The sequence below is a fragment of the Streptomyces sp. NPDC001002 genome, assembly GCF_053599215.1.
The window spans coordinates 1-9,025 of record NZ_JBSFLV010000242.1; the positions used below are offsets into that span (position 1 = coordinate 1).

The window sequence follows — 9,025 nt, forward strand, 5'->3', positions numbered from 1 at the left end:
CGGTCGCCTGCTCGCACGAGCACGCGGCCTGGCCCGGGACCGTCAGCATCTCCTCGACCACCGGTGGACCTTGGTGTTGGAGGCCTGGGCTCGGGGGCGGAGGACCAGGAGGTCTACGTTCACGTGGCTGGGGCGGGTGATGGCCCAGGTGATCGTTTCCGCCACGTCGTCCGCGGTGAGGGGTTCGGCCACGCCCTGGTAGACCTTCGCTGCGCGCTCCTCGTCGCCGTTGAAGCGGGTCAGCGCGAACTCGTCCGTGCGGACCATGCCGGGTGCGATCTCGATGACGCGGACCGGCCGGCCGACGATCTCCAGGCGCAGGGTCTCGGCGAGGACGTGCGCGCCGTGCTTGGCGGCGACATAGCCACCGCCGCCCTCGTACGTGCCGTGGCCCGCGGTGGAGGAGACGACGACCACCGTGCCGTCGCCGCTCGCGACGAGCTTCGGGAGCAGGGCCTGGGTGAGGTTCAGGGTGCCGATGACGTTCGTCTCGTACATCGTGCGCCAGTCGGCGGGGTCGCCGGTGGCGACCGGGTCCGCGCCCAGGGCTCCGCCGGCGTTGTTGACCAGTACGCCGATCGTCTTGAAGGCCGTCGCGAACTCGTCCACCGCGGCTCGGTCCGTCACGTCAAGTTGGTACGCCGTCGCCGCGTGGCCCGCCGCGGTGATCTCTTCCGCCAGTGCCTCGATGCGGTCCTTGCGGCGGGCGGTGAGGACTACGCGGTAGCCGGCGGCGGCGAGCTGTCGGGCCGTTGCCGCGCCGATGCCGCTGCTTGCGCCCGTGACGATCGCGATTCGGGACATGGGAACTCCTTGGGCAACGGTGCGGGTGGCTATCGCCAGGATAGGAGGGGTGTGTGGGGGCCCGCCGTGGTGGGTGTGTGTTGTGTGCCGGGTGCGGGCCCGGTGGGGGCTGGTCGCGCAGTTCCCCGCGCCCCTTAAAAGCGGGTCGGTCACGGAGCCCCTTAATTTCTCGGTGCCCACATGATGACCGCCATGCCTGCCAGGCACACCAGAGCCCCCGTGATGTCCCAGCGGTCCGGGCGGTAGCCGTCCGCCACCGCGCCCCATGCCAGTGAACCCGCCACGAAGATGCCGCCGTATGCCGCGAGGATGCGGCCGAAGTGGGCGTCGGGCTGGAAGGTGGCCACGAAGCCGTAGACGCCGAGGGCGAGGATGCCGCCGGTGATCCAGAGCCAGCCGCGGTGTTCGCGTACGCCCTGCCAGACCAGCCAGGCGCCGCCGATCTCGAAGACGGCGGCGACGACGAAGAGGGCCGCGGAACGGACGATCAGCATGTCCGCCAGCTTGGCATGCGCGCTGTCACCTGTTGGACGGCGCCTGCCGATGGCGTGGCGGGGGATACATGCGTACGTCCGTGGCGACTGAGGAGTGGGTATGCGCAGGGTTCTCGCGGTGGGGTTGGCCGCTCTGGCGGCGGTCGGTGCGGTTGGTGCGGGGCGTGGGCCCGAGGCCGATCTCGCCTATCACGGGGTCGCTTCCATGGCCGGTGGGCGGGTGGACGTCCGGTTCACGCCGCGCAATCACGGGCCGTCCGCCGTACCGGACGCGACCGTGCGGCTGCGGTGGTCGGTGCCGCTCGCCAACGGGCAGGTGCTGCCGGGTGGGTGTGCTCGCTCGGGGCCGCGGGTGGTGTTGTGCCGGGTGGGGGCCCTGGCCGCGGACGACCTCGGGGCGCCGATCAGCATGCGGGTACGGCTGACGGGTGCGCCGAGCGAGGTGCTGCTGGAGTTGGACACCGTGTGGAGCGGGGGCGCGGTGGACCACAACCGGGCCAATGACCAGCAGCGGGTGCTCGTGCTGGACAGTGGGGACGAGTACTACTTCTGACGCGCCGGTACGGCAGTCTTCGCGTCGGCAGTCTTCGCGCCGGCGTTCTCCGCCTCGGCGTCGTAGCGGTCCCTCGCCTCGTGGACCTCCTCGATGTGGGTCTCCGCCCAGGCCTTCACCGCGGTCATCAACTGGGCCAGGCTGGCGCCCAGTTCGGTGAGTTCGTAGTCGACGCGGACCGGGACCGACGGAGTGACCGCGCGGGTGAGGATGCCGTCGCGCTCCAGTGAACGGAGCGTCTGCGTCAGCATCTTGGGGCTGACGCCGGCGAGTCTGCGGCCGAGGTCGCTGTAGCGCATGGGGCCGGTCGAGAGGGCGGCGACGACGAGGCTGACCCATTTGTCGCTGAGCCGGTCCAGGAGCTGGTTGGTGGGGCAGGACCGGATGAACGCGTCGTATTTCACGCGCTCCTGCTCGCGCCGCTGAGCTGCGGTCGTGGTCGGCATGGCGGGCTCTCACTCACTTCCGGGGTAGGTAGGCACTTTCAGGTAACTACTTACGAATCGATAGTAGCTCTTCCTAGGGTTGCTGACAGCTGCGGGGATACCCGAGCTGACCAGTAGGTATAGGGAGACAGTCGTGATGCGTGCAGTGGTCGTGAACCGTTTTGGTGGGCCCGAGGCCGTCGAGGTGGTCGAGGCCGAGGTGCCCGAGCCGGCGGCGGGGCAGGTGCGGATCAAGGTGGCCGCGGCCACGCTGAACCAGGTGGACGAGGGCGTGCGGGGCGGGTTCTTCGGGGGCGAGGGGCAGCGGATCGGGCTCGGGTGGGAGGTGGCGGGGACGGTGGACGCGATCGGCGCCGGGGACGGGAGCGCGTGGAGTGCGGGGGACGCGGTGGTCGCGATGACCCCCGGCATGGTGCGTCCCCTCGGCGCCCACGCCGAGTACGTCGTCGCGGCGGCCGGCGCGCTCGCGAAGGCGCCGGGGACGGTCGACGCCGTGCACGCGGCGACCCTGCCGCTCAACGGCCTGACCGCCGTACAGGCCCTGGATCTCCTGGAGTTGGAGCCGGGGCAGTCCCTTCTCGTCACCGGTGCGGCGGGTGCGGTCGGTGGGTACGCCGTCCAACTCGCCGCGCGGCGAGGCGTGTTGGTGACCGGGCTGGCCCGGGAGGGCGACGAGGAGCTCGTACGGTCGCTGGGGGCCGCGCAGTTCACGAGCGGTCCGGTCGAGGACGGGAGCTTCGACGCCGTGCTCGACGCGGCGATCCTCGGCGAGACGGCGTTGGCGACGGTGCGGGACGGGGGTGCCTACGTCGGTTTCCGGCCGGGCGGGCAGCCGGCCTCGGTGCGCGGGGTGCGGACCGCCGCCGTCGAGGTGGCCCCCGACGGGGAGCGGCTCGGCGAACTGGTGGCGCTGGTCGACGCGGGGGCGCTGACCCTCCGGGTGGCCGAGACGTTCCCGCTGGCGGAGGCCGCGAAGGCGCATGCCCGGCTCGCGGAGGGCGGGGTGCGGGGGCGGCTGGTGCTGGTCCCGTAAGCGGGCATCGTGTAGATCAGGTGGGCGGTCGGGCGTCCGTCGCCTGGGCGTACGTCTTCGGCGGGACGCCCACCGTCGCCGTGAAGTCCCGCACCAGGTGGGCCTGGTCGGCGTAGCCGAGGTCGGCGGCGAGAGCGGCCCAGTCGACCTCGCGCCGGGTGCCGGCGAGTTCGAGGGCCTCGTGGATGCGGTAGCGGAGGATGACCCACTTCGGGGCGACACCGACGTACCCCGAGAAGAGTCGCTGCAGCGCCCGTACCGAGAGGCCGGCGGCCTGGGCGAAGTCGTCCACGCGGCGGATCGTGCGGTCGGTGCGGGCGCGTTCGACGAGGTCCACGGCGAGGTCGGCCTGGGGGTCGGGGGCCGGGCGGAGGGGGAGCAGGAAGGCGTCGAGCGCGGCGATGCGGGCGGTGTCGTCGGTGGGGGTCAGGATCGCGCGGGCGGTGTCCGGTACGGCCCTCGCGAACACGTCCCCGGCCGGGAGCACGCGGCCCGTCCAGTGCGAGGCCGGCAGCTCGGGGGCGTAGGGCCGGAAGCCGCCGGGGCGGAACTTCACCCCGCACACCCGGCCCTTCCCGGTCAGCTTCCTGGTGTAGAGGCCGTGCGGGATACCGGTCAGCTCCGCGTAAGGCGGGGTGCCGGCCGTGCCGATCTCGTCCCACTGGAAGGTGAGATTGACGGACGGGTGCGCGACGACGTGGGAGGCGTAGGGCTCGGGCAGGTCCCAGTCGATGAACCAGTACCTCTCGATGTACCGGCGCAGCGGCTCCGCGGGCTCGTGCCGGCGGAACCTCACCCGGGTCAGCAGCCCGGAGGGGTCGACGATCCCGCGGGTGTCGCGGCGGCGGGGGGCGGCCATGGCCGGATCGTACGACGCGCCGGGTCCGGCGTCGCGTTTCTTCAAGAAGGGCCGGCCCGGGCGTCCGTACGGTCGAGGTATGGACACGAACAGCGAGATGACGCATACGGGGACGACGTACGGCATCGGTGAGCTGCTGGCCATGGCGCGTGAGCGGGCGGTGCGGGTGGTGGCCGGCATTTCCGACGCGGCACTCGTCGCGCCCACGCCCTGCGCGGAGTACGACGTGAAGGCCCTGGTCAATCACCTCTTCCAGGTGATCGTGCAGTTCCAGCGGCTGGCCGCGAAGGAGGCGTCGGACTTCGGCGAGACGCCCGACCGGGTCGGGGCGGGGCCGGACTGGCGCGAGCGGTTCGAGGGCGAGGCGGACCGGCTGGTGGCGGCCTGGTCCGCGCCCGGCGCCGAGGAGGGCACCACCGGCGCGATGGACATGCCCGCGCGGCTGGTCGGCTCGATGGCGCTGCTCGACCTCACCGTGCACGTGTGGGACCTGGCCCGGGCGACGGGCCAGGAGTACCCGGACGCCGACGACGCCGTGGTGGCCCAACTGGCGGACGCGGTGGCCGAGTTGGCGCCGACGGCTCAGAAGATGGGGGTCTTCGGGGAGCCGGTGCGGGTGGCGGAGAGCGCGTCGGAGTTCGAGCGGTTGTTGGCGGGGACGGGGCGGGAGCCGGGGTGGGGTGGGGGTCCGGTCGCCGGGTGAGCCGGAGTCGCACGCGGTGAGGGGTGAGGGGTGACGGGGGAAGGCTGACGGGTGACGGGGGAAGGCTGACGGGTGACGGGAGTGGGCGGGATGCCGGGCGCCCGGCACCCGGGGTCGAGGTCGGATGGCCGGGGCCCAGGTCAGGCCGTCGGCACAGGCGCGTCCGGCGCGATCAACCCCTCCTCGCGCAGGTCCGTCCAGAAGGCCGCCGGGATCGGCTCGCTCAGCGCCGCCACGTCCTCGGCGATGCGGCTGGGCTTGGTGGCGCCGGGGATCGCGGCCGCCGTCGCCGGATGGGCGAGGGAGAACTGGAGCGCGGCCGACTTGATGCCGATGCCGTGCCGGTCGGCGAGCGCCTTGATGCGCGCGACCTTGTCGATGATGTGCGCGGGCGCCTGCTGGTACTCGAAGTGCGTGCCGCCGGCGAGGATGCCCGAGCTGTAGGGGCCGCCGACCACGATGTCGACGTCCTGCGCGGCCGCGGCCGGCAGCAGGCGCTGGAGGGCGCGGTCGTGGTCGAGGAGGGTGTAGCGGCCGGCGAGGAGGAACGCGTCGGGCTGCGGCTCGTCCAGGTCGAGAGTGAGCTCCAGCGGCTCCACGCGGTTGACGCCCAGGCCCCACCCCTTGATGACGCCCTCCTCGCGCAGCTTCTGCAGCACGCGGAACGCGCCGGTGCGGGCGCTCTCGTACACCGCGAGCCATTCGTCCCCGTAGAAGTCCTGGGCCACGTCGTGCACCCACACGATGTCGAGGCGGTCGGTCCGCAGGCGCTTGAGGCTGTCCTCGACGGAGCGGAGGGTGGCGTCGGCGGAGTAGTCGTTGACCATCTTGTTCGGGCGGCCGTGTTCGAAGAGGCCGCCCTTCTCGCCGAGGTCGCGCGCGGCCGGGTCCTCGATCTCGTCGAGGATGACGCGGCCGACCTTCGTGCTGAGGACGAACTCGTCGCGAGGGTGCCGTGCCAGGACCTCGCCCAGCCGGATCTCGGCGAGCCCCGCGCCGTAGAAGGGCGCGGTGTCGAAGTACCGGATGCCCTGGCCCCAGGCGGCTTCGACGGTGGCGGCCGCTTCCTCGTCGGGGATCGCGCGGAACATGTTGCCGAGGGGCGCGGTGCCGAAGCCGAGGGTGCCGGGGAGGGAGGCGGGGGTGCGGGGGGTGTTGTCGGGGGTGCTGGTGGGGAGGCCGGGGGCGCTGGGCAGGAGGTTCTTGATGCTCATGGGATCGAGGCTAGGATCCAGGGATGAGACTGTCCAAGACTCACTCGGACACACTTGAGTCCTTTGAGGTCCCACATGCTTGACCTGCGCCAACTCCGCTATTTCGTCGCCGTCGCCGAGGTCGAACACGTCGGCCGGGCCGCCGAGCAGCTGCACATCTCCCAGTCGCCGCTCAGCCGCCAGATCGCCCAGCTGGAGAAGAACCTCGGCCTGACCCTCTTCGAACGCAGCCAGCAGCGCATCCGGCTGACCTCCGACGGCCGCGTGTTCCTGACCGAGGCGCACGCCCTGCTGCGCCACGCGGACCGCCTGGAGAACCTCGGCCGCCGGCTCGGCCGGGGCGAGGAGGGCGGCCTGTGCATCGGCTACGTAGCCGACGCCATGCACACCGGCATCCTGCCCACCGCCCTGCGCACCCTGCGCGATCAACGCCCGGGCATCCACGTGGCGTTGTACGACCAGGAGTCGGCGGAGCAGTTCGAGGGTCTGCGCCAACGCAGCTTGGACATCGCGCTGGTGCGGACGCCTCCGGCGGCGGACGACCCGGATCTGAACGCGGCCCCTTTGCTGAGCGACCCCCTCCTGCTCGCGCTCCCGGCCGAGCATCCCCTCGTAGAACAAAGGGAGTTGACCCCCGCAGCCCTCGACGGTCAGCCCTGGATCGCGGTCGGTGACGACTCCCAGGACCCGGCCTGGCGGGACACGTTCGTGGCGTCCTGCGTGGCCGCCGGCTTCCGGCCGGACATCCGCCTCGACGCGGCCGATCCGCTCACCGCGCTGGGCCTGGTCGCCTCCGGCCTCGGCCTCGCGCTGATCCAGAAGAGCATGATGCGCGGCACGACGGAGGGCGTCGCGGTGCGCGAGCTGCCCTGGTACGGCGGGTCGGTCCAGCTGTGGGCGGCCTGGCACCGGGTGGATCTCCGCCCGGTGGTGGCGGCGTTCCGGGAAACGGTCCTCGCGGGCCGGGGTGCGCCTGGAGCGACGGCGTAGATCCCTCGGGAGCGGGCGCGGGAATAGCCGTACGTGGGCGACCGTTCTGCGGGTATGGTTGAACAGTCAACAACATGGAGGATGAGCGACCATGCAGTTCGGGATCTTCAGCGTCGGCGATGTCACGCCGGACCCGACGACGGGCCGGACGCCGACCGAGCGCGAGCGCATCAAGGCCATGGTCGCCATCGCGCTGAAGGCGGAGGAGGTCGGCCTCGACGTCTTCGCGACCGGCGAGCACCACAACCCGCCCTTCGTGCCGTCGTCCCCGACGACGATGCTCGGCTACATCGCGGCGCGGACGGAGAAGCTGATCCTCTCCACGTCCACCACGCTCATCACCACGAACGACCCGGTGAAGATCGCCGAGGACTTCGCGATGCTCCAGCAGCTGGCCGACGGCCGTGTCGACCTGATGATGGGCCGCGGCAACACCGGCCCGGTCTACCCCTGGTTCGGCCAGGACATCCGCCAGGGCATCAACCTCGCCATCGAGAACTACGCCCTGCTGCACCGGCTGTGGCGCGAGGACGTCGTGGACTGGGAGGGCAAGTTCCGCACACCGCTGCAGAGCTTCACGTCCACGCCCCGGCCGCTGGACGACGTACCGCCCTTCGTGTGGCACGGCTCGATCCGCTCGCCGGAGATCGCCGAGCAGGCCGCGTACTACGGCGACGGCTTCTTCCACAACAACATCTTCTGGCCGGCCGACCACACCAAGCGGATGGTCGAGCTGTACCGGGCGCGGTACGCCCACTACGGGCACGGCACGCCCGAGCAGGCGATCGTCGGCCTCGGCGGCCAGGTCTTCATGCGTCGCAACTCGCAGGACGCGGTGCGCGAGTTCCGCCCGTACTTCGACAACGCGCCGGTGTACGGCCACGGGCCCTCCCTTGAGGACTTCACCGACCAGACCCCGCTGACCGTCGGCTCCCCGCAGGAGGTCATCGAGAAGACCCTCGCGTTCCGGGACTACGCCGGTGACTACCAGCGTCAGCTGTTCCTGCTGGACCACGCGGGCCTGCCCTTGAAGACCGTCCTGGAGCAGCTCGACCTGCTCGGCGAGGAGGTCGTGCCGGTGCTCCGCGAGGAGTTCGCGAAGGGCCGTCCGGCGGATGTACCGGAGGCGCCGACGCACGCGTCCCTGCTGGCCGCCGCGCGGAAGCCGCGTACGGAGAACGAGACGGAGAAGGAGACCGTGGCATGAAGCTCGTAGTCGTCTCGGCGGGGCTGAGCGTGCCGTCCTCGACGAGGTTGCTGGCGGACCGGTTGGCGGCGGCCACGGCGGGTCGTACGTCGGCGGAGGTACAGGTGGTGGAGCTGCGTGACCTCGCTGTGGAGATCGCGCACAACTTCACCAACGGTTTTCCCGGCAAGGCGCTCTCCGCTGCGCAGCAGGCGGTGACCGACGCCGACGGCCTGATCGTCGTCACGCCGGTCTTCTCGGGCTCGTACAGCGGACTCTTCAAGTCCTTCTTCGATGTGCTGGAGAAGGACGCGCTGGTGGGCAAGCCAGTACTGATCGCCGCGACGGGTGGCACGGCCCGGCACTCACTGGTCCTGGACCACGCCCTGCGTCCCCTCTTCTCCTACCTCCGTGCCGTGGTCGTCCCGACCGGGGTGTACGCGGCGTCGGAGGACTGGGGATCGGAGGGACTGCCGGAGCGGATCGAGCGGGCGGCGGGGGAGCTGGCGGCTCTGATGACGGGTCTGTCGGCGACACGGACGGAGAAGCGGGACGACTTCGAGGTGATCCCCTTCGCTGATCAGCTTGCCGCGCTCGCGCCGACCAGCCCGTCCGGCGTTTGAGGACGAGGCCGTCCAGGCCGACAGCGGGGGTCTGGGGGCGGCCCGCCCGGACCGTGCCGACGCCGCCGCGCTGGTCCGCAAGGCGGTGAGTCAATGACCCCGGAGCCGATTAAGATCGGA

At 71.5% G+C, this 9,025-nt stretch carries 11 protein-coding genes; 6 read left to right on the top strand and 5 right to left on the bottom strand.

Translation table 11 applies throughout. From position 1 onward, the window contains the following. Positions 1-42: 42 nt before the first annotated feature. Complete coding sequence (locus ACWDR3_RS46090) at positions 43-804, bottom strand: SDR family NAD(P)-dependent oxidoreductase (protein WP_450358685.1); 762 nt, start codon at positions 802-804, stop codon at positions 43-45. A gap of 161 nt (positions 805-965) precedes the next feature. Further along, complete coding sequence (locus ACWDR3_RS46095) at positions 966-1,298, bottom strand: YnfA family protein (protein WP_450358686.1); 333 nt, start codon at positions 1,296-1,298, stop codon at positions 966-968. 100 nt (positions 1,299-1,398) lie between these two features. Between ACWDR3_RS46095 and ACWDR3_RS46100 the strand changes: the two genes are divergently transcribed. Further along, positions 1,399-1,851, top strand: a complete 453-nt coding sequence (locus ACWDR3_RS46100) for a hypothetical protein (RefSeq protein WP_450358687.1) — start codon at positions 1,399-1,401, stop codon at positions 1,849-1,851. Here the strand turns inward: ACWDR3_RS46100 and ACWDR3_RS46105 are convergent. Next, positions 1,842-2,297: a winged helix-turn-helix transcriptional regulator gene (locus ACWDR3_RS46105; protein WP_450358688.1), complete on the bottom strand. Its 456-nt coding sequence runs from the start codon at positions 2,295-2,297 to the stop codon at positions 1,842-1,844. The two genes, ACWDR3_RS46100 and ACWDR3_RS46105, sit on opposite strands and share 10 nt — an antisense overlap. A gap of 136 nt (positions 2,298-2,433) precedes the next feature. On the opposite strand from ACWDR3_RS46105, the gene ACWDR3_RS46110 reads away from it, so the two are divergent. Next, on the top strand, positions 2,434-3,330 hold the full coding sequence (locus tag ACWDR3_RS46110) for an NADP-dependent oxidoreductase (RefSeq protein ID WP_450358689.1): 897 nt from the start codon (positions 2,434-2,436) through the stop codon (positions 3,328-3,330). A 16-nt stretch (positions 3,331-3,346) separates the two neighbouring features. Here ACWDR3_RS46110 and ACWDR3_RS46115 read toward each other — a convergent pair whose 3' ends face one another. Further along, on the bottom strand, positions 3,347-4,189 hold the full coding sequence (locus ACWDR3_RS46115; RefSeq protein ID WP_450358690.1) for an AraC family transcriptional regulator: 843 nt from the start codon (positions 4,187-4,189) through the stop codon (positions 3,347-3,349). Positions 4,190-4,268: 79 nt separating this feature from the next. Between ACWDR3_RS46115 and ACWDR3_RS46120 the strand changes: the two genes are divergently transcribed. Then, positions 4,269-4,892 (top strand): TIGR03086 family metal-binding protein, encoded by a 624-nt coding sequence (locus ACWDR3_RS46120; protein ID WP_450358691.1) that lies wholly within the window; start codon positions 4,269-4,271, stop codon positions 4,890-4,892. Positions 4,893-5,032: 140 nt separating this feature from the next. Here ACWDR3_RS46120 and ACWDR3_RS46125 read toward each other — a convergent pair whose 3' ends face one another. After that, positions 5,033-6,106 (bottom strand): aldo/keto reductase, encoded by a 1,074-nt coding sequence (locus tag ACWDR3_RS46125; protein WP_450358692.1) that lies wholly within the window; start codon positions 6,104-6,106, stop codon positions 5,033-5,035. A 75-nt stretch (positions 6,107-6,181) separates the two neighbouring features. Here ACWDR3_RS46125 and ACWDR3_RS46130 point away from each other — a divergent pair, with 75 nt between their 5' ends. The 3 genes from ACWDR3_RS46130 (at position 6,182) to ACWDR3_RS46140 (ending at position 8,905) form a co-directional block, all read left to right on the top strand. Further along, entirely contained in the window at positions 6,182-7,096 is a 915-nt protein-coding gene (locus tag ACWDR3_RS46130) for a LysR substrate-binding domain-containing protein (protein WP_450358693.1), read from the top strand. A 91-nt stretch (positions 7,097-7,187) separates the two neighbouring features. Next, complete coding sequence (locus ACWDR3_RS46135; RefSeq protein ID WP_450358694.1) at positions 7,188-8,303, top strand: LLM class flavin-dependent oxidoreductase; 1,116 nt, start codon at positions 7,188-7,190, stop codon at positions 8,301-8,303. Beyond that, a complete protein-coding gene (locus ACWDR3_RS46140; protein ID WP_450358695.1) occupies positions 8,300-8,905 on the top strand; it encodes an FMN reductase in 606 nt (201 codons plus the stop codon). The genes ACWDR3_RS46135 and ACWDR3_RS46140 overlap by 4 nt, the downstream gene beginning before the upstream one ends. The last annotated feature ends 120 nt before the right edge of the window (positions 8,906-9,025 follow it).

Excerpts from the sequence above, each read along its gene's own strand:
- ACWDR3_RS46090 (WP_450358685.1), bottom strand. The coding sequence starts at position 804 with ATGTCCCGAATCGCGATCGTCACGGGCGCAAGCAGCGGCATCGGCGCG.
- ACWDR3_RS46095 (WP_450358686.1), bottom strand. The coding sequence starts at position 1,298 with ATGCTGATCGTCCGTTCCGCGGCCCTCTTCGTCGTCGCCGCCGTCTTC.
- ACWDR3_RS46100 (WP_450358687.1), top strand. The coding sequence starts at position 1,399 with ATGCGCAGGGTTCTCGCGGTGGGGTTGGCCGCTCTGGCGGCGGTCGGT.
- ACWDR3_RS46105 (WP_450358688.1), bottom strand. The coding sequence starts at position 2,297 with ATGCCGACCACGACCGCAGCTCAGCGGCGCGAGCAGGAGCGCGTGAAA.
- ACWDR3_RS46110 (WP_450358689.1), top strand. The coding sequence starts at position 2,434 with ATGCGTGCAGTGGTCGTGAACCGTTTTGGTGGGCCCGAGGCCGTCGAG.
- ACWDR3_RS46115 (WP_450358690.1), bottom strand. The coding sequence starts at position 4,189 with ATGGCCGCCCCCCGCCGCCGCGACACCCGCGGGATCGTCGACCCCTCC.
- ACWDR3_RS46120 (WP_450358691.1), top strand. The coding sequence starts at position 4,269 with ATGGACACGAACAGCGAGATGACGCATACGGGGACGACGTACGGCATC.
- ACWDR3_RS46125 (WP_450358692.1), bottom strand. The coding sequence starts at position 6,106 with ATGAGCATCAAGAACCTCCTGCCCAGCGCCCCCGGCCTCCCCACCAGC.
- ACWDR3_RS46130 (WP_450358693.1), top strand. The coding sequence starts at position 6,182 with ATGCTTGACCTGCGCCAACTCCGCTATTTCGTCGCCGTCGCCGAGGTC.
- ACWDR3_RS46135 (WP_450358694.1), top strand. The coding sequence starts at position 7,188 with ATGCAGTTCGGGATCTTCAGCGTCGGCGATGTCACGCCGGACCCGACG.
- ACWDR3_RS46140 (WP_450358695.1), top strand. The coding sequence starts at position 8,300 with ATGAAGCTCGTAGTCGTCTCGGCGGGGCTGAGCGTGCCGTCCTCGACG.